General features: G+C 68.1%; 18 protein-coding genes. 10 read left to right on the top strand and 8 right to left on the bottom strand.

Annotation, left to right across the window (positions count from 1 at the left end):
* Nucleotides 1-159: 159 nt before the first annotated feature.
* Together EPY72_RS11070 and EPY72_RS11065 are read right to left on the bottom strand one after the other, a co-directional pair.
* Nucleotides 160-1,824 (bottom strand): ATP-binding response regulator, encoded by a 1,665-nt coding sequence (locus EPY72_RS11070; protein WP_135806461.1) that lies wholly within the window; start codon nucleotides 1,822-1,824, stop codon nucleotides 160-162.
* A gap of 133 nt (nucleotides 1,825-1,957) precedes the next feature.
* Nucleotides 1,958-2,953 carry an MBL fold metallo-hydrolase gene (locus EPY72_RS11065; protein ID WP_135806460.1) on the bottom strand — a complete coding sequence of 332 codons (996 nt, stop codon included), beginning with the start codon at nucleotides 2,951-2,953 and terminating at the stop codon, nucleotides 1,958-1,960.
* 149 nt (nucleotides 2,954-3,102) lie between these two features.
* Here EPY72_RS11065 and EPY72_RS11060 point away from each other — a divergent pair, with 149 nt between their 5' ends.
* Entirely contained in the window at nucleotides 3,103-3,405 is a 303-nt protein-coding gene (locus EPY72_RS11060; RefSeq protein ID WP_135806459.1) for a hypothetical protein, read from the top strand.
* Nucleotides 3,406-3,484: 79 nt separating this feature from the next.
* Nucleotides 3,485-3,661, top strand: coding sequence for a hypothetical protein (locus EPY72_RS19425; RefSeq protein WP_167599508.1), 177 nt, complete (start codon nucleotides 3,485-3,487; stop codon nucleotides 3,659-3,661).
* Here the strand turns inward: EPY72_RS19425 and EPY72_RS11055 are convergent.
* Nucleotides 3,646-4,311 (bottom strand): uracil-DNA glycosylase family protein, encoded by a 666-nt coding sequence (locus EPY72_RS11055; protein WP_135806458.1) that lies wholly within the window; start codon nucleotides 4,309-4,311, stop codon nucleotides 3,646-3,648. The two genes, EPY72_RS19425 and EPY72_RS11055, sit on opposite strands and share 16 nt — an antisense overlap.
* Nucleotides 4,312-4,488: 177 nt before the next feature.
* Here EPY72_RS11055 and EPY72_RS11050 point away from each other — a divergent pair, with 177 nt between their 5' ends.
* Genes EPY72_RS11050 through EPY72_RS11040 form a run of 3 tightly spaced genes read left to right on the top strand, consistent with a single transcriptional unit; the run spans nucleotide 4,489 to nucleotide 7,598 of the window.
* Nucleotides 4,489-5,556, top strand: a complete 1,068-nt coding sequence (locus EPY72_RS11050) for a Bug family tripartite tricarboxylate transporter substrate binding protein (RefSeq protein WP_135806457.1) — start codon at nucleotides 4,489-4,491, stop codon at nucleotides 5,554-5,556.
* A gap of 38 nt (nucleotides 5,557-5,594) precedes the next feature.
* Nucleotides 5,595-6,101, top strand: coding sequence for a tripartite tricarboxylate transporter TctB family protein (locus tag EPY72_RS11045; RefSeq protein ID WP_134672355.1), 507 nt, complete (start codon nucleotides 5,595-5,597; stop codon nucleotides 6,099-6,101).
* The gene (locus tag EPY72_RS11040; protein WP_135806456.1) at nucleotides 6,102-7,598 is read left to right on the top strand and encodes a tripartite tricarboxylate transporter permease; all 1,497 of its coding nucleotides are present in this window, start codon (nucleotides 6,102-6,104) and stop codon (nucleotides 7,596-7,598) included.
* Nucleotides 7,599-7,627: 29 nt separating this feature from the next.
* On the opposite strand, the gene EPY72_RS11035 is transcribed toward EPY72_RS11040, so the two are convergent.
* The 5 genes from EPY72_RS11035 to EPY72_RS11015 all read right to left on the bottom strand — a co-directional run bounded on the left by EPY72_RS11035 (nucleotide 7,628) and on the right by EPY72_RS11015 (nucleotide 12,789).
* The gene (locus tag EPY72_RS11035; RefSeq protein ID WP_134672353.1) at nucleotides 7,628-7,807 is read right to left on the bottom strand and encodes a DUF5786 family protein; all 180 of its coding nucleotides are present in this window, start codon (nucleotides 7,805-7,807) and stop codon (nucleotides 7,628-7,630) included.
* 78 nt (nucleotides 7,808-7,885) lie between these two features.
* Nucleotides 7,886-9,151: a translation elongation factor EF-1 subunit alpha gene (gene tuf, locus EPY72_RS11030; RefSeq protein WP_134672352.1), complete on the bottom strand. Its 1,266-nt coding sequence runs from the start codon at nucleotides 9,149-9,151 to the stop codon at nucleotides 7,886-7,888.
* A gap of 97 nt (nucleotides 9,152-9,248) precedes the next feature.
* Entirely contained in the window at nucleotides 9,249-10,469 is a 1,221-nt protein-coding gene (locus EPY72_RS11025; protein WP_135806455.1) for an MFS transporter, read from the bottom strand.
* An 84-nt stretch (nucleotides 10,470-10,553) separates the two neighbouring features.
* Nucleotides 10,554-11,513, bottom strand: coding sequence for an aldo/keto reductase (locus tag EPY72_RS11020; protein WP_135806454.1), 960 nt, complete (start codon nucleotides 11,511-11,513; stop codon nucleotides 10,554-10,556).
* Nucleotides 11,514-11,619: 106 nt separating this feature from the next.
* On the bottom strand, nucleotides 11,620-12,789 hold the full coding sequence (locus tag EPY72_RS11015; RefSeq protein ID WP_168216028.1) for an AI-2E family transporter: 1,170 nt from the start codon (nucleotides 12,787-12,789) through the stop codon (nucleotides 11,620-11,622).
* Nucleotides 12,790-13,072: 283 nt separating this feature from the next.
* Here EPY72_RS11015 and EPY72_RS11010 point away from each other — a divergent pair, with 283 nt between their 5' ends.
* The 5 genes from EPY72_RS11010 to EPY72_RS10990 all read left to right on the top strand — a co-directional run bounded on the left by EPY72_RS11010 (nucleotide 13,073) and on the right by EPY72_RS10990 (nucleotide 18,108).
* On the top strand, nucleotides 13,073-13,753 hold the full coding sequence (locus EPY72_RS11010) for a helix-turn-helix domain-containing protein (RefSeq protein ID WP_134672348.1): 681 nt from the start codon (nucleotides 13,073-13,075) through the stop codon (nucleotides 13,751-13,753).
* A gap of 70 nt (nucleotides 13,754-13,823) precedes the next feature.
* Nucleotides 13,824-15,173 carry an ABC transporter substrate-binding protein gene (locus EPY72_RS11005; RefSeq protein WP_135806452.1) on the top strand — a complete coding sequence of 450 codons (1,350 nt, stop codon included), beginning with the start codon at nucleotides 13,824-13,826 and terminating at the stop codon, nucleotides 15,171-15,173.
* 21 nt (nucleotides 15,174-15,194) lie between these two features.
* Complete coding sequence (locus EPY72_RS11000) at nucleotides 15,195-16,106, top strand: carbohydrate ABC transporter permease (RefSeq protein WP_134672346.1); 912 nt, start codon at nucleotides 15,195-15,197, stop codon at nucleotides 16,104-16,106.
* Complete coding sequence (locus EPY72_RS10995) at nucleotides 16,106-16,978, top strand: carbohydrate ABC transporter permease (RefSeq protein ID WP_134672345.1); 873 nt, start codon at nucleotides 16,106-16,108, stop codon at nucleotides 16,976-16,978. The genes EPY72_RS11000 and EPY72_RS10995 overlap by 1 nt, the downstream gene beginning before the upstream one ends.
* Nucleotides 16,978-18,108, top strand: coding sequence for an ABC transporter ATP-binding protein (locus tag EPY72_RS10990; protein WP_135806451.1), 1,131 nt, complete (start codon nucleotides 16,978-16,980; stop codon nucleotides 18,106-18,108). The genes EPY72_RS10995 and EPY72_RS10990 overlap by 1 nt, the downstream gene beginning before the upstream one ends.
* The last annotated feature ends 15 nt before the right edge of the window (nucleotides 18,109-18,123 follow it).

Genomic DNA, 18,123 nt, shown 5'->3' with positions numbered 1-18,123 from the left:
CGGAAACATCGGTGTCGCGACGAACCGCAGACCCGCCGCGGGCCCGGCGACGAAACAACGGAAACACCGGTGTGGACCGGCCGCACGCCCCGTGAGGGCAGACAGCGGAAACGACGGGGTCGCGGGCGACCGCCCGACTCGGCGACTCGACCGGACCGATCAGAACTCCGGGGTCCGGTCGCCCGCCACGCTCGCGTGCTGGAGTCGCAGAATCACCGCACTCCCGTCGGTCCGGTCGTCGTCGAACGCCAGTTCGCCGCCGAACTTCTCGACGATCCAGTTCGCGAGCCAGAGCCCGAGGCCGCTCCCGTGGTGGAGCGCGGTCTCTTTGCCCTCCGAGAGCACCTCCTGTTCCTCTTCGGGGATGCCCGGTCCGTCGTCGAGCACCGCCAGCTCCACCCACCCGCTCTCGTCGACGGGCCGGGAGACGCACACGGTGACCGACGGGGACTCGCAGTCGGTGTGTTCGATGGCGTTTTCGAGGACTTCGCTGATCGCGGCGTCGATGGTTTTGTCGGCGTACGCGTAGACGGAGTCGGGACAGTCGACGAGTATCTCCGTCTCCGGGTACGACTGGCGAAACTCCTCGACGGTGTGTTCGATCGACTCGGCGAGGTCGATCTGGGTCCGGGTCTCGTCCTCTCGGTCGAGGGTCTTCCCGACCTCCCGGGCCTTCTCGCTGATCTCGATGAGTTCGATCACCTTCCGCTTGATCACGTCGACGTCGGCTTCCGAGCCCGGATTCTCCTCGAGGAGGTTCTCGGCGTGGCCCAACACCACGTTGAGGTCGTTGCGGAGGTTGTGCCGGAGGATCCGGTTGAACACCTGAAGTCGCTGTTCGCGTCTGACGAGTTCCTTTCGGGTCCGGACCGAGTCGATCGCGTAGGCGACGCTACTGCCGAACTTCGAGAGGACGCGCCGCTCGGTCTTCCCGAACGCGCCTCGGGTGACCGACCACAGGCTCAGCGTGCCGTAAATCGTGCTCTCGTACACCAGCGGCACCACGGCGACGACCGCCGATTCGCCGTCGGCGTCTTCCGAGCCGTTTCGATCGGCGCCGCCTCGGTCGTCGGCGTCCGGAACGGGCCGCGTCGCGACCTGAACGGTCTCGGTGGCGATGGCCTCTCGTATCAGCCGAGGATTCGACACCGACGCCGCCCCGTCGGTACTCCGGGGCTCCGACGGCGCGTCGTCTCGATCGGCGGCCAACGCGATCGGTTCGAGGGCGGCCACGTCGATGCCCGTCGCGACCTGCGGATGGATCACGTTCGCGTTCGCGTCGGTCTTGCCCACCCACGCGACCGAGTAGGGCTCGGTCCCGGCGAGTTGCTCGCAGACGATCTCCTCGATCTCCTCGCGCGAGGACGCCCGAAGGACCGCCTGACTCACGTCCCAGATCCGGTCGTTGACCTCGATCTGGCGGTCGACGCGTCGCTCGGTCCGCCGCCGGGAGATGGCGTTCTCGATGCGGTTTGCCAGCACCGTGAACTGCTCTTTCCCGGTCGCTTTCTTGAGGTAGTCGGTGACCCCCGCCGAAATCGCTCTGCTCGCGATCTGCTCGCTGCCGCCGCCGGTCAGCAGGATGAACGGGAGGTCGGGATACGATTCGTGAACCTCGTCGAGAAGCTCCAGCCCGTCCATCCCCGGCATCTCGTAGTCGCTGACCACGCAGTCGAACTCCTCGGCGGCGAGTTTGTCGAGGGCGGCGTCGGCACTCCCCACGGTGCAGACGTCGATGTCGTAGTCGCCGAGGACGTCGGCGGTGATTCTCGCGAAGAAGTCGTTGTCCTCGACGTGGAGCACGCGGGGCGGTGCGTCTACCATGCTTCGTGTGGTCGGATTCAGGGCTTCCTAATAAGTGGTTTCATTCCTTTAAATTCCCAGATCAAAAATACGAACGGACGTGAACCCGAGCGGCGCCACCGACTCGGCTCCGGCGTCGCCCGACCGATCCGACCTACTCGGAGTCGACGGCCACGTCTTCGGCGCCGAACACCGCGTCGAGGTCGGGGTCGGTTCGGAGTTCGTACCCCGAGTCGGTGTTGGCCACCACGCCCTCGCGTTCGAGCCGATCGAGGTGGGCGTACGCCTCCCCGGGCCCGTGAAGGATGTGGATGTTCGACAGTTCGCCGAACAGGTCGGCGCTCACCGTCCAGGCGTCGGCGGCGCCGCGCTCGCGCAGGACGGCGACGACTCGCTCGGTGCGCTCGCGGTGGTGGTCGATGATCTCGCGGGCCCGCTCGGTGGGGTTCGAGATGGGGTCCCGATGGCCCGGCCACGACCGGACGTACTCGCCGTCGACGATCCGGTCGAGCGAGCCGAGATACGCCTTCAGCGGGTCCTCGACTCGCGGGTCCGCGCCGCCGACGTTCGGGGTGTACTTCGGCAACAGCGCGTCGCCGGCGAACAGCTCCGGGCCGTCCTCGCCGTCGAACCGGAACCCCGTCAGCCCCGCGGTGTGGCCGGGCAGGTGGACGGCTTCCAGTTCGAGGTCGCCCACCGAGAAGCGCTCGCCGTCGGCGAACGTCTCGACGGTCGGGGCCCGTCCCCTGATCTCCTCGTGGCGACCCAGAAACGCCAGTAGCTCCTCGGCCTTCTGCTCGGGGACGCCCCACCGATCGAAGAGGTCGCGTCGCTCTATCTCCTCGACGTGTGTCGTTCCGCCGGCCTCGATCATCTCGGCGTCGGCCTCGTGGACGTGGACGGTCGCGTCGCTCTCGGCCTGAATCTCGCCCGCGAGCCCGGCGTGGTCGTGATGCCAGTGGGTCAACAGGACGGCGTCGACGTCCTCGAACCCGAGGCCGTGGGCCGCGAGTCCCGACCGTAGCTGTTCGCGCGTCGCCGAGTCCGCGACGCCGGTGTCGACGAGCGCGGTCGTCTCTGCGTCGGCTCCGAGGACGTAGACGGCGTTCTCGCCCTCGAAGACGGTGTTCCCGAGCTGGATCCGTTGCACGGTCCCACTCGGCGGCGTCGGAATAAGTCGTTTTCCCTCCCGCCGGTCGCCGCCGGCGCGTCGGGCGCCCTGCCGCCGGTTTACCACGCCCGTAGTAAATATTATCACGGAACTTTTATGATAGATACCGATCGGGGTTCACCTACGCGATGAGCGACCGAACCGAGTCACGGGGGCGCGACGAGGAGGCCGTCAACTGGACGCGGACCGACGGCGGCGTCGAGATCTACGACGAACGGAACCCCGACGCGTGGGTCCGGATGGAGTTCGTCAGCGGTCTCGACCCCGGCAAGCGACTCTACGGCATCTGTGACGACTGCGGGCTGGTCACCCCACAGCGGGGTCTCCCGGCCGACAGCATGGTCTGTGCCGACTGCGGGGCGGAGTTCGACGCCGAGTCGCGCCCGAACCGCGCCGCCGACCCCGGCCCGGAGTGCGATCCGGATCGGTAAGTAGCGACGCGCTCGGGGTCGGCGACGCCCGGACGGACCCACACCGAGTTTTAACACCGATGGCGGCGTCGGCGTACGCATGGCGGTCCCTCGTCCCGAGACGCCGGTACAGATCGCGCTGGTGGCCGTCGGCGCGGCGGTCGCGTTCGTCGTAGTCTTGCCGCTGGTTCCGACACTTCTCGATCTCCTCGCGGGGACCGTCCGAGGGGTGGTCGACGCCGTCGTTCCCGGCGGCCCAGACTACCGCACCTCGTAGGTCTCGTCGCCCGCGAGAAACCGACTCAGGTCGGCGGTCTGGCGATAGTCCGAGTCCAGTAGCTCCGACAGCGACGCCGCCAGTCGCTCGCGATCGGCGTCCGCCCACTCGGTCGGCTCGCGGATCGGAACGACGAGGAAGCCGCTTCCGGGGACGTGGTCGGCGTGGAGTTCGGCCATCCCGCGGTCGTCGACCAGCGCCGCCCGGGCGCCGTAGGTGGCGAGGACGTGTCGGGTCGCGGCCTCGCCGACCGGGAGCAGAACGTGGGCGGCGATCGCCCGGAGTTCGGCGTCGAAAAACGGTTCGAGGTCGTCGTACTCGCGGTCGGTGGGCGCCCGATCGTCCGCCAGACAGCACATGTACCGGTAGCTCAGAAAGAGGTTTGCGACCGCGGGCCCGTCGCCGTCGCCGTCTCGGTCGGCTACGAGGCCGACCTCGTTCAGCACGGACCGGAGTCGCTCGCCGGCGGGACTCCCGGTGAACGGAACGCCCGTCTCGCACCCGCCGTGGACGCCGGGGTGGTCGCCGACGACGTGGAAGTCGGCGTTCGCGTCGCCGTACCCGAAGACGGCCGCCTGCTCGCCCTCCGCGCCCGGACAGGGCGGGCGCATGTCGAACGGGTTGGTGATCCTGTCGGTGACGTTCTTCACGCGCCACCGTAGCGCGTACCGCGTTATATTCGGCCCGGTTCGCGCCCCCGACTCGGGATTTCCGCCGTCTCCGGGGCCGTCGCGCGCCCGCGACCGGGCTCACACCTTCCTCCCGAACTAACATAACAAAATAGGCAAAAAAGTTCTTATCCGATATAGTAAAACATTGGTGGTGGAATGGTGGGGGAAGACAACGACGCGATACTCGAATCGACAGGACGGCGACGGTTTCTCAAGGCGACCGGCGTCGGTTCGGCGGTCGGACTCGCCGGACTGACAGGTCTCGGCGCCGCACAGGAGTACCCGAGCGACGACATCGAACTGATCGTTCCGTGGGCGGCCGGCGGCGGCACCGACCGAACCGCCCGCCAGCTCGCCTCGCTGGCGGAGAACGAACTCGACACGTCCGTCTTCGTGACGAACCAGACCGGCGGGAGCGGGAGCGCGGGCTTCCGAGCGGCCGCCAACGCCGAAGCCGACGGCCACACGGTGGGCGTGCTGACGGTCGAGATCGCCACGATCTCGCACCTCGGGATCGCCGACATCACGCCCGACGACTTCGACGCCGTGATGCAGTACAACTTCGATCCGGCGTCGCTGACCGTCCACGAGGACGCTCCGTACAGCACGATCGAGGAGTTCGTCTCCTACGCCGAGGACAACCCCGGCGAGATCCGGATCTCGAACTCGGGGATCGGCGCGATCTGGCACCTCTCGGCGGCCCAGATGGCCCAGCAGGTCGGCATCGACGTCGAGCACATCGGCTACGACGGCGGCGCGCCCGCGACCCAAGCCGTGGTCAACGGCGAGGTCGAGGCGACCACCGCGAGCGCCGCGGAGGTCGCCCCGCAGGTCCAGGACGGCCCGCTCAACATGCTCGCGGTGTTCGGCGAGGAGCGCAACGACCTGTTCCCGGACGTGCCGACTCTCCGGGAGAAAGACATCGACGTGACGATCGGCGCGTGGCGCGGGCTCGGGGTCCCGTCGGGCACGCCCGACGAGCGAGTCCAGACGCTCAACGGCGCGTTCCAGTCGGTGTACGAGTCCGACGACTTCCAGTCGTTCATGGACGAGAACGGCTTCGGGCTGGTCAACCGCGGCCCCGAGGAGTACGGCGAGTTCATGGCGTCCGAACTCGACCGCTTCGAGGAGATCGTCGCCAACCTCGGTCTCGGACCGGGCGGCGACGGCGGCACCGAAACCGAGTCGGGAACCACGACAGCGTCTGAGACGACGAGCTCGTAATCCGGTCGGGACGCGACCGGGCCACTCCGAGTTTTTCAATGGCTATCGACATTCGACACACCGATAAAGTCGGCGCGGCGCTGCTGGTAGCGCTGTCGGCGGGCGTGTTCGTCGCGAGTCGCGACTTCCCGAGCGGGTTCGGCGAGACCCCGGGCGCGGCCTTCTTCCCCCGAGTCATCGCGGCGACGATCGCTCTGCTGGCGGCCGTACTGCTCGTTCGAAGCGTGGTCGCTCGCGACCCTCGAACCCACAGTGTGGGGACCGAAGCGGTGGTCCGGTTCGCGGTCCCGGCCGGGTTCCTGCTGGCCTACGTGCTCGTGATGCCGGCGGTCGGGTTCGTCCTCGGAACGCTGGGGTTTCTCGTCGGGCTGATGTGGTACTCCGGGGTGAGGCGGCTCCGCACGTCGGTCCCGCTCGGGGTCGCCATCGCGGTGGTACTCCACTACGTGTTCCGGGCGTTCCTGCGCGTTCCGCTCCCGGAGGGGAGCGTCGTGTCGCTCTCGGAGTTTCTCCCGTCGCTCCCGCTGGTTCTGGGGGTGGCGTAGATGAGCGTCGTCGGCAACCTCCTGCAGGGGGCCGCGATCGTCTACCAGCCGTTCGCGCTCGCGCTCATCGTGGCGGGCGTGCTCATCGGGATGACGATGGGGTCGCTCCCCGGGATGACCGCGACCATGACCGTCGCGGTGCTCGTCTCGTTCACGTTCGGCATGGAGGCCGCCGAGGGGATGATGCTCCTGCTCGGCATCTACGGCGGCGCGCTGTACGCGGGCTCGATCCCCGCGATCTTGATCCGGACGCCCGGGACCCCGAGCGCGGCCGCGACTGTCTTCGACGGCTTCCCGCTGGCCGAACGCGGACTCGCGGGCCGGGCGATCGCGGTGGCGACGGTGGCGTCGTTCGTCGGCGGCGCGGTCAGCGTCGTGTTGCTCGCGGCGTTAGCACCACAGATCGCGAGCGTCGCCATCGAGTTCGGCTCGGCGGAGTACTTCGCGCTTGCGGTGTTCGGGCTCACGATCATCGCCAGCGTCAGCGGCGACTCGCTTCTCAAGGGGCTCGTCTCGGGCCTGCTCGGCATGCTGCTCGCGACGGTTGGCCTCGACCCCGTACTGGCGTATCCCCGCTTCTCGTTCGGCTTCGAACCGCTCACCTCCGGCATCCAGTTCATCGCGGTGATGATCGGGCTGTTCGGCATCGCGGAGGGGTTCCTGCGCTACCAGCGCGGCATCGAGACCGAGCAGGTCTCCCAGGAGTTCACGAACGTCATCCCCTCGCGGGCGGACCTCTCGAAGATCCGCAACGTCGTCGTCGGATCGAGCGTGGCGGGGGCGTTCATCGGCGCGATCCCGGGCGCTGGCGGCGACATCGCGTCGTTCGTCACCTACAACGAGGCCAAACGCTGGGTCGAGGGCGCGGCCGCGACGTTCGGCGACGGCGACATCCGCGGGGTGGCGGCGGCCGAATCGGGCAACAACGCCTCGACCGGCGGCGCGCTGATCCCGACGCTGACCCTCGGTATCCCCGGCGACTCGGTGACCGCGATCCTGATCGGCGCGCTGATGGTCCACGGCATCCGGCCCGGCCCCGGGCTGTTTCAGGACGAACCCGAACTCGTCTACGCCATCTTCGTCGGCTTCTTTACCGTGTACGTCGTCATCCTGGTGTTCGGGCTGGTCGGCGCCCGCTACTGGGCTCGGCTCATCGACTTCCCGGGGAAGTACCTCTGGCCCGCGATCTTCGTGCTCTCGATCGTGGGAGCGTTCGCGCTCCGGGGTAACGTCCTCGACGTGTGGGTCGCGCTCGGTGCGGGCGCGCTCGGCTACGTGATGCGGGTCGAAGACTACCCACTCGCGCCGATGGTGCTCGGGCTCATCCTGGGGCCGATCGCGGAGGTGAACCTCCGGCGGTCGCTCAAGCTGTCGGGCGGCTCGTTAGAAATCTTCTACTCCGAACCGCTCACGCTCGGCATCTTCGCGCTGGCGGCGGTGTCGCTCGTTGTCCCGTTCGTGCAGGCGTGGCGCGGGTCGAACACGGAGTCGGCGTAGGTCGGCGCGACCTGAGTGGTCGCCGGCCGCTACTCCTCGTCGGCGCCCTTGATCTCGTCGAGCTTGTCGAGGAGCTCGTCCTGAGAGGCCTCCGAGTCGAACGAGACCTCGCCGTGGTGGTCGTTCTCGTGGACGTTGACCGCGGCGTCCTCGTCGATGTCGTTGTCCTGATCCTGCTGTTCGGACTCGTCGTAGCTACCAAAACCCATGTGTAGACCGACTCCGCTCGGACAGTAAAATGAACCGATGTGGCCGCGCGAACGCGGGCGCGCTCGACGCGATTTCCCCTACCCTTCGTTGACTTCCAGCACGCGGCCCGCCGCGATGGTCTGGCCCATGTCCCGCACCGCGAAGCTCCCCAGTTCGGGGATCTCGCTCGAGGACTCGATCGAGAGGGGCTTTTGCGGGCGAACCGTGATGACCGCGGCGTCGCCCGACTGGATGAAGTCGGGGTTCTCCTCCTCGACCTCACCGGAGGCCGCGTTGATCTTCTGGTCGATGGACTCGATGGTGCAGGCGACCTGCGCGGTGTGGGCGTGAAAGACCGGCGTGTAGCCGTCGGTGATGACCGACGGGTGTTGCATCACCACGATCTGGGCGGTGAAGGTCTCGGCGACCGACGGCGGGTCGTCGGCGGGACCACAGACGTCGCCCCGGTGGATGTCGTCTTTGCCGACGCCCCGGACGTTGAACCCGACGTTGTCGCCGGGCTCGGCCCGCGGCACCTCCTCGTGGTGCATCTCGATCGTCTTGACCTCCCCGCCCACGTCGCTTGGCTGGAACGAGACGCTGTCGCCGGTGTTGAGGACGCCGGTCTCGACGCGGCCGACCGGGACGGTTCCGATGCCCGAGATGGTGTAGACGTCCTGAATCGGGAGTCGGAGCGGCGCGTCGGTCGGCGGCTCCGGGGCTTCGAGGCCGTTGAGCGCTTCGAGCACGAGTTCGCCGTCGTACCACGGCATCTCGTCGCTTCGCTCGACGACGTTGTCGCCCTCCAGCGCCGAGATCGGGATGAAGCTCGCGTCGGCGGTGTCGAACCGGACCTGATCGAGCAGGTCTTTGACCTCCGCGATCACCTCCCGATACCGCGTCTCGTCGTAGTCGGCGGCGTCCATCTTGTTGACCGCGACGATGAGTTCGTTGATCCCCAGCGTGCGCGCCAGGAAGACGTGTTCTTGGGTCTGGGGCGCGACGCCGTCGTCGGCCGCGACGACCAGGACGGCGTTGTCGGCCTGCGAGGCCCCCGTGATCATGTTCTTCACGAAGTCGCGGTGGCCGGGCGTGTCCACGATGGTGAAGTAGTACTCGTCGGTCTCGAACTCCTGATGGGCGATGTCGATGGTGACACCGCGCTCGCGCTCCTCGGCGAGGTTGTCCATGACGTAGGCGAACTCGAAGCCGCCCTTGCCCTTCTCCTCGGCCTCCTCGCGGTGCTGTTCGATGACGTGGTCCGGGACGCTCCCCGTCTCGAAGAGGAGCCGCCCGACCAGCGTTGATTTGCCGTGGTCGACGTGACCGATGATGGCCAAGTTCTGGTGCGGTTTGTCTGCCATATGTTCCCACCCTCCGGCTCTAGTCGTCGGGAGCCAGCGCCATTAGCGTTTCCGGCCACCCGGCCCGCCCCGACCCGGAATCCGCGGGCAGACCGCCTCAGCCTCCGGTCGGCGTCTCCGAGGTGGGCGCGCGCCACGCGATCACCGCGCCGAGCGCCCCGAGGGCGGCCGCGAGGCCGAACGCCGGTAGGTAGCCGGCCCGCTCGATGACGGCGCCCCCGGCGATGGGTGCGGCGAAAGCGCCGAACAGCCCCACGCTCGTCAGCATCGAGACCGCGGTCGTCCGGACCGCCGGCGCGACGACCTCCGCGACGTAGGTGTAGAGCAGGCCGAGCGCGAGCTGGACCGCGAACCCCGAGACGACGATCAGCGCGACCACGACCGGCACCGCCGAGAAGACGACGAAGCCGGCGATCGCGGGCGCGGCGACCACGAACGAAAGCACCGCGACCGGCCGCCGGGCGCCGCCGAACAGCCGGTCGGAGAGGACGCCCCCGCCGGTCCGCGAGAGGACGCCGACCGCCGGGAACACCGCGGTGAGCGCCCCGCCGGCCGCGAGCGAGACGCCGAGCCCCTCGGTCAGGTAGCTCGGGAGCCAGCTGTTGAGAAAGAGATACAGCGAAAAGCCGAGGAAGCTCAGCGTACAGAGCGTCCAGGCCGCCCGGTCGGTGAACAGCGCGGCGAACTCCGCCCGGTCGGGCTGGCCGGTCTCGACCGCGAGCCGGCGGTTCCGGGTCGCAAGCAGGAAGACTCCGACCCCGACCGCCGCGATGGCCGCGAACGCCGGCAGCGTGGCCGGCCAGCCGAACGGCTCGGCCAGCAGCGGGCTCCCGAACTGTCCCAGCGTGAATCCGACCGGGGCGCTCGCGGTGAACAGCCCGACCGCGGTCGCCCGCACGTCGGGTTCGACCGCCTGTCCCGCGAGGTTCGCGCCGGCGTTCCACACGATCACGTAACACAGCCCGCCCAGCATCCGGGACGCGAACAGCCACCAGTAGGCCCCCGCGACCGCGGCGGCCCAGCCCCACGCGCCCGCGATCAGGAGCGCGACGCCGGCGGCCGCGACCGCCCTGCGGACCGACACCCGGTCGAGCGCGATCCCGACGGGGACGCTGGCGACGACCGCGGTCAGGTACATCACGCTCACGAGCCACCCCGCGGCGGTCGCGCCGATCCCGAGCGACTCTCTGACCAGCGGGAGCACGCTCGCGGGCGCGATCTCGTAGGCGCCGGCCGCGGTCGACAGCAGGAACACGCCCGCGACGAGCCCGACGGTGCTGGACCGCGAGGGCTCGTCCGGGTCGGCGTCGCTGGACACGCGAGTACGTTTTCGGGACGGGTATAAAACTCCGAGCGTGCCGGAACCCGGCGCGGCGGGCGCCCACGGCGAGCCGGCGTCGTCCTACTCGGCGGCCGCCGCGATGCGGTCGTACTGGTCGTCCGAGATGTCGATCTCCGACGCGCCGAGGTTCTCCTCGAGTTGGTCGGTCGTCCGCGCGCCCACGATGGGGATACACTGGAACTCGCGCTGGTCGGCCAGCCACCGGAGGGTCACCTGGGCGGGCGTGGCGTCGACCGCCTCGCCGACCGCTCGGATCGCGTCTAAGACCGCCCACTGACGGTCGTCCCACCGGTCGTCCCACTCGTAGAGGTCGCCCCGGGACCCCTCGGGCCCGGCGGCGTCGCGCTCGTACTTGCCGGTGAGAAAGCCGCCTTCGAGCGGCGAGTACGGACAGACCGCGATCCCCCGGTCGGCGCACACGTCGAGGTAGTCCGCGACCGGCTCCCGGTAGGCGGGGTTGAACCGCGGCTGGGTCACTTCGAACCGCTCTAGGCCCTCTATGTCGCTGGTCCAGAGGGCCTTCGTGAGCTTCCACGCCGCCATCGAACTCGCCGCGAGGTAGTTGACCTTCCCCTCCCGGACGAGGTCGTTCAGCGTCCGGAGCGTCTCCTCGATCGGCGTCTCGTCGTCCCACCGGTGGATGTAGTAGACGTCGAGGTACTCCGTGCCGAGGCGGTCGAGCGTGCCCTCTATCTGGGCCCGGATGTGCTTGCGCGAGAGCCCCCGATCGTTCGGGCCGTCGTCGAACCCGAAGTACACCTTCGAGGCGAGCACGAACTCCTCGCGGTCGTGGTCGGCGAGCCAGTCGCCGATCCACTCCTCGGCGGTGCCGTTGGGGTCGCCGTAGACGTTCGCGGTGTCGATGAAGTTGACCCCGCGTTCGTACGCGGTGTCGAGCAGGTCGTGGGCGGTCTTGCGGTCGGTCTCGACGGTGCCGTTCGACTCCTTGCCGAAGCGCCACGTTCCGAAACAGATCTCCGAGACCTTCGTGCCGGTGGACCCGAGGCTGACGTACTCCATACGCCTCGTATCTTCGCTTCGAGCCTTAACTGTGTGCGTCGCGGAACCACGCGCCGGCCGGTGTGGTTCCGAGTCTCGGGCTCTCTCCCTCTTCTCCCTCTCTCGACTACTCCCCGCCGTCAGCGCCGGTGGACTCCCCCGGCGGATCGCCGCCGAGCGACGGGGCGGCGTCGACCGCGGAGGTGAGGCGGTCGCCGTGGAGCAGGTCGGTCAGCACGATGCGGACCGCTTGAAGCACGAGCACGGCGAAAAGCGGGAGCAGGAAGAAGCCGTACCACCCGAACAACAGCGGACCGAGCAGGTACGCGAACATCATGATGCCGGTGTGTATCTGTCGCCCCGAGATGTACGGCTGGAGGAACGTCTGGGGTAAGATGTCCAGCACGAGAAACGAGACCACGAGGAGGCCGACGGGAAACACCAGTGCCACCCCGCCGGTCCGGAACGCGACCGTCCCGAGGTAGATCACCAGCGGGACGTACACCAGTTTGCTGACGACCAGCGGGATCAGGCTCGTGATCCCGGTCAGTAGCGCGAGCAACACGGGAAACGGGATTCCGAGCGGGTCCGGGGCGACGAGGTTGAAGCCGTAGTAGATCACCGCCGCCAACACCGCCATCGTGAACACGAACACCACGTTGCCGAAGAAGACGGTTTCGAGGTCGTCGTCGACCGCCTTCGCGTAGGCGTGGCCGGCCGAGTCCGGCGGGGCCACGTTGCGCCGGAACCACTCGGCGACGCTATCGCCGTCCCGGAGCAAGAAGAACGCGAGTCCGAACGCGAGCGTGACGTGAACGAGGGCGTTGATCGCCGACCCGAGCACCGCGAGACCGCTGGTCAGCAGGCTCCGGAGCCGATCGAACGGGAGCGACCGGAGTCGCCCCGGCTGATTCAGGAGGGTCGCGAGCGCGTCGCGCTGGCCCTCGCCGAGCGCTTCGACGTTCACGAACGGCGAGAGCAGTTGGACGTACTCGTCCGGACCGACACCCGACAGCGACGCGACGTCCCGGAGTCCGGCCGCCAGAACGTACCCGACGATCAGCAACACCGGGACCACAAAGCCCAGCAGGGTCACGGCCGCCGAGGCGCCGTCGCGCCCGAGCCGCGATCGCACCCGGCCGAACACCGGCCGCGACGCGTAGTAGACGAACACGCCGAAGACGAAGGTGCCCAGAAACGAGTAGCCGAGGAAGGCGACGCCGAGCCCCAGAAAACCGATGTAGAGCCACCACGCCGCGCGGTTCCGGTCGCGATCGAGCAGTGACGCGAGGCTCACTGTTCGCGCGGGGTCGGCCCCGCCCCGGCCGACGGTGCGGTTCCCGTCCGGTTCCCGACCCCGTCCCACTGCCCCGCTCGCGTCGTCGTCGCGTCCGAGCCGTATTCAGCCATGGTACACACGTCACGACAGCCGTCGTGATAACTGCTGTTGCCGAAACGCCGCCGATCGGCGTCGCTCGGCGTGTTCGGCGGGTTCGACTCGGCCGGCCGTCCCGCGTCGGGGCGATCGACACGAGTTAGCACGCGAAACGTTAATAATCCCCACTACGTGACTCTACTGGATGTTCCGCGCCAAGCTCTATCTCGATCTCCGGACCGACTGCGTCCTGAGCGAGGTCACCGATCGGTGGAACACGTCGTTCACGGTCAACCACGAGGAGGTCCTCGATGACGAGCACATCTCCTTCGTGATCGACGCCGAGGACAAGGTCGCGGAGTTCGTGGCGGCGTTCGAGGACTCCGAGCAGGTCTCGAACGTCGAGCGAGTCGACGAGACGCACATAAAGCTCACCAAGCGGGCCTGCGGCGCGCTCCCGATCATCCGGTCAAACCACGGCATGATGCAGTGGTGGGACCGGGTGGACGGGACCCAGCGGGCGTTCGACATCGTCGTCTTCCGCCGGGAGGACCTCCGGAACATCGTGGCCGAACTCCGGGAGATCGGCTCCGTGCGGCTCGCCCAGCTCACGCCGTACCGGGCCGCTGAGACGATGCTCTCGGACCGGCAAGCCGAGGTGGTCGCGCTCGCGCTGGACGCCGGCTACTACGAATGGCCCCGCGAGACCGACGCCGAGACGCTGGCGGCGGAACTCGAGATCAGCCACGCCACGTTCCTCGAACACCTCCGAAAGGCCGAGCGCGCGCTCCTGCGCAACGCGCTCGACGGCGGCGACCGACGGGGCGCGTTCTCGTCGGACGACTCCGGGTCGGCGCTCGACGCGGCCGAGACCGGCGCCGATTGAGCCGGACTATTTAAAGAGCCTACTGGTGTAGGGCGAAGACATTCCACGCCTTAGTATGGTATGTATTCGCATGGCTAGACAGCACTCGACGAGGCGCAAGTTCCTGACCGCGGCCGGCGGGGCGACGGCGGTCGCCGTGGCCGGCTGTACGGGCGGTTCCGAGTCGGACTCGGAGGGCGACTCCGCGACGACTGTCGGCGAGGTCGAATCGGGCGATGCGACCCAGACCACGATCAAGTATCTCTCGGACCGGGGCGACTCCAAGCAGGTCATCGACCAGATCATCTCGGAGTTCGAGAGCGAACACGACTACACGGTCGACGTCACCTACACGTCGAAGGGGACCTCGACCGACGAGCAACTCCAGAAGATGCGGGCCGCGGGCAACCCCCCGGACGTCGTCTTCGACACGTCCGCGGACGCCTACCGCTACCAGCGAGACGGCGACGCCGCGCCGGTCAGCGAGGCGGTCCAGGGGACCGGCCTGCCCGATCCGGTCAACGTCGACGGCGAGTCGTACTTCGTGGCGACGATGGTCGAGCCCCTGATGGGGTGGTACCGAAACGACATCTACGAGGAAAACCCCACGACGTGGGAGACCTGGCAGTCCGAGGCCCAGCGCGTCTCCGAGGAGGAAGACATCAACGGCTACGTCGTCCAGTCGGGCCAGACCAACAACGCCGACACGTCGATTACCCAGTACCACTGGCAGAACGACGTCGACATCTACAGCGGCCCGTCCGACGACATTCAGGTCACGATCGACGACGAGGACAACCGTCAGGCGGCCATCGAGACCTACGAGTGGGTCCAGCAGATGGCCGAGTACGCGCCGAACGGCTCCGGCTGGGAGTGGGGCGACGCCATCGCCGCGCTCCAGCAGGAGAACGCCGCGGCCGCGATGAGCGTCGGCGGGCTCCCGATCCTCACCATCTCCGCGAACCGTCCGGACCTCGTCGAGAAGCTCTCGCCGACCGCGTTCCCGGTGCCGGACGGCAACGGTCAGGACAAGTGGTGGGCGTACATGGAGGGTCACGTCGTCTGGAACTCCGGGGGCGCGACCGAGGGCGCCCGGCAGTTCGTCGACTTCTTCAGCAAGTCCGAGCGGTTCATGGACTTCGTGCTCTCGGCGCCGCTGTTCCAGTTCCCGCCGACCCGCGAGGGCCTCGACAGCGAGGCGGTCCGGAACAACGAGACGATCCAGAACCACCCCGACGTGATGGAACTCGTCCGGGACAACTGGGACGCGTTCACCTCGGTCCTCGCGACCGGCGACGACGGCGCGCCAAACATCGTCGCGGCCGACGCCTACGGCCAGCAGGTGTTCGGTCAGTCGGCCGAGCAGCTGCTCGTCGGCGGTCGCTCGCCCGAGGAAACCGTCGACTGGGTCGCCGAAGAGCTCCGGGGCCTCCAGGACTGAGACGCCTCCTCTCCCACCACTATGAGTACGGTCACGTCCGTCAGGTCCTCGCTCGCCGAGTTCGACGAGCGACGGCTCTTGTTGCTCGCAACGTTCCTCCCGCTCGCGGCGTTTTTCACCCTCGTCTGGGCGATCCCCATCGCCTACGCCCTCGGGATGAGTCTCTTCGAGAACCCCACGCGGGCGGCCTCGTTCGCCGGTCTCTCGAACTACGTCGAGATCCTGACCGCCGAGCAGTTCCCGCTTTTCCTCTGGAACAGCGTGCTCTACGCCGTCTCGACCACCGTCTTCAGCCTCCTGCTCGGGCTCGGGCTCGCGCTGGTGGTCAACCAACAGATCCGGGGCGGGAGCGTCCTCCGGACGATGATGATCTTCCCCTATCTCCTGCCGACGCTCGTGGTCATCTTCATCTGGCAGTTCCTCTTCGACCCGAACATCGGCGTCGTCAATCAGTGGCTCGTCGACTTCGGGGTGGTCGCCGACCCCATCGCGTTCTTCTCGACGATCGAGTGGGCGATGGCGGCGGTCGCGGTGACCAGCGTCTGGAAGTTCGGCTCGTTCGCCTTCTTCATCCTGCTCGCCCGGCTCCAGGCCATCGACCCGAACCTCTACGAGCGCGCCCGCGTCGAGGGCGCCTCGACGTGGCAGGCGTTCCGCGACATCACGGTGCCCCACCTCCGGGGGGCGATTCTCATCATCCTCCTGGTGCGGGGCATCTGGATGTTCAACAAGTTCGACATCATCTACCTCTCGACCCGCGGCGGGCCGCTGAACGCGACCACCACCCTCCCGATCCGGGTGTACGAGCTCGCGTTCAACGAGGTGAACTTCGGCGCCGCGACCGCGCTCGCCGGCATCATGTTCTTCCTGCTCGCCGGCGTGGCGGTCGTCTACTTCAGGGTCTTCGAGCCCGAGAAGGAGGTGACCCACTGATGGCGCTCGGCGAAGGCGCCGCCGGCTCGGTCGTCCCCCAGCGGCTCCAGACTCGCATCAAGCGGATCGCGCTCGTCCTCGTCGCGGCGCTGGTCGCGGTGTTCGTCACCGTCCCGGTGTACGTGATGGTCGCGGTCGCGGTCCAGTCGCCCGCGGCGGTGTTCCGCGGCGGCGACGTGAACCTGCTGATCGACTCGCTGACGCTCCGGAACTTCCGGGTCCTGATCGAGGACACGAACACGATCCAGTACTTCGCCAACAGCCTCATCGTCACCGCGAGCTCGACCGTCCTCTCGACGGCGCTGGCGGTGGCGGCCGGCTACGGGCTCACGCGCTTCGAGTTCACCGGCAAGACGGTCGCGGCCCGCGCGGTGCTGTTCGCGTACATGTTCAGCCCGATCGTGCTCGCGATCCCGCTGTACGTCATCTTCTTCTCGCTCGGCCTGCTGAACAGCTACTTCGCGCTGACGATGGCGCTGACCGCCATCTCGGCGCCCTTTACCATCTGGCTGATGTGGCAGTACTTCCAGACGGTGCCGATCTCCTTGGAGGAGTCGGCGTGGGTCCGGGGCGCGAGTCGGACTCGAACCCTCTGGGACGTGGTACTGCCGGTCGCGCGCCCCGGCTACATCTCGGCGGCGATCTTCTCGTTTGCGGTCGCGTGGAACGACTTCACGATGTCGCGGGTCGTGATGAGCAACGACGAGATGTACACCATCACCGTCGGCGCCAGCCTCTTTCTCGACCGCGTCACCATCGGGTGGGGCGAGACGATGGCGGTGTCGCTTCTCATCTGCATCCCCCCGTTCCTCATCGCGGTTTTCCTCCAGAACTACCTCCTGCAGGGCTTTAACGTCGGAGGACTCGAATAATGGCACGTCCGATCCACCTCGACTCGGTTCGCAAGGAGTACCGATCCGCCGGCTCGGTCCACGTCGCGGTCGACGACCTCACGCTGTCGATCCCCGAGGGGTCGTTCACCACGCTCGTCGGCCCGTCCGGCTGTGGCAAGACGACGACGCTCCGGATGATCGCGGGGCTGGAGACCCCCACCGAGGGCCGGCTCTCGTTCGGCGACGAGGACGTGACCGGCCAGTCGCCCCAGGACCGCAACTGCGCGATGGTGTTCCAGTCCATCGCGCTGTACCCTCACATGACGGTCCGCCGGAACATCGGCTACGGGCTCAAGGTCCAGGGCGTCCCGAAAGACGAGCGCGACCGCCGGATCGACGAGGCGGCCGAGACGCTCCAGATCACCGAACAGCTCGAGAAGATGCCCGCGGAGCTATCGGGCGGCCAGCAACAGCGGGTCGCGCTCGGCTCGGCGTTCGTCCAGGACCCCGACGTCCTGTTGCTCGACGAGCCGATGAGCGACCTCGACGCCAAGCTCAAGGCCGAACTCCGGGTCGAGGTCCAGCGCCTCCATCAGGAGCTCGACGCGACGGTCGTCTACGTCACCCACGACCAGACCGAGGCGATGACGATGAGCGATCAGGTCATCCTCCTGAATCAGGGCCGGCTCGAACAGTTCGCCCCGCCGGGCGAGCTGTTCGACGCCCCCGTCTCGGAGTACGTCGCCCGGTTCATCGGGACGCCGTCGACGAACCTGTTGCCCGCGACGGTCGCCGAGACCGACGACGGCTACGCGCTCGCGGGCGACGGCTTCGGGGTGCTGGCGCCGGCCGACCGCTTCGCCGACCGGGTCGGCGACTCGATCACGGTCGGGATCCGCCCGCAGTACCTCTCGGCCGACGGCGGCGACTACGAACTCACCGTGATCGCGGGGGTTGTCGAACAGCTCGGCACCGAGTTCGTCGTCCACGGTCACACCCCCGACGGCACCGACGTCGACGCGGTCTCGACGGCGTTCGGCGCGGTCGAGCACGGCGACGAGCTCGTCGTCGGCTTCGATCCCGGGGACCTGTTCGTCTTCGACGCCGACGGCCGGACCATCTGTCACGGCGACGCGCTCGCGGGCGAGACGCCTCGCCAGTCGCCCTGACCGCCCCGCATCGAC

This window comes from Halorussus marinus (genome assembly GCF_004765795.1).
GTDB classification, from domain to species: Archaea; Halobacteriota; Halobacteria; order Halobacteriales; family Haladaptataceae; genus Halorussus; species Halorussus marinus.
Note: the sequence above shows the minus strand (reverse complement) of the source record. Positions and strands in the feature narration are given on the sequence as shown.